This is a genomic window from Streptomyces otsuchiensis, from assembly GCF_004305975.1.
Classification (GTDB): domain Bacteria; phylum Actinomycetota; class Actinomycetes; order Streptomycetales; family Streptomycetaceae; genus Streptomyces; species Streptomyces otsuchiensis.
In genome coordinates this window covers 1-398 of the sequence record NZ_BHZI01000618.1, presented here as the reverse complement: position 1 = coordinate 398, position 398 = coordinate 1, and the positions used below count along the sequence as shown (strand labels likewise).

The window sequence follows — 398 nt, the reverse complement described above, 5'->3', positions numbered from 1 at the left end:
ACCCTCAGCCAACCCCTCCATCAACCGCGCCCGAGCACCCACCACCACACACGCATCCTCCAACGACCACACCCCAGCAGCCCACGCAGCCGTCACCTCACCCAACGAATGACCCCCCACCACCTCAACCTCCACCCCGAACGACCGCACCAACTCCCACAACCCCACCTCCAACGCGAACAACGCAGGCTGCGCCACCCCCGTCCGACCCAACACACCCTCATCCAGAACACCCACACCCACCACATCCACACCCAACAACCCCACCACCCGATCAAACGCCCCCGCGAACACCGGAAAACGCTCATACAACTCCCGACCCATCCCCACCCGCTGCGACCCCTGACCACCGAACATGACGGCGAGGCGGGCGGGTCCGGCGGTGCCGGGGACGGCCG

The 398-nt window shown here is 67.1% G+C and carries 1 protein-coding gene; it reads right to left on the bottom strand.

The features are described 5' to 3' along the window. Positions 1-398, bottom strand: a 398-nt coding sequence (locus E0D90_RS26105) for an acyltransferase domain-containing protein (protein WP_130800355.1), incomplete at both ends; no start/stop codon positions are given.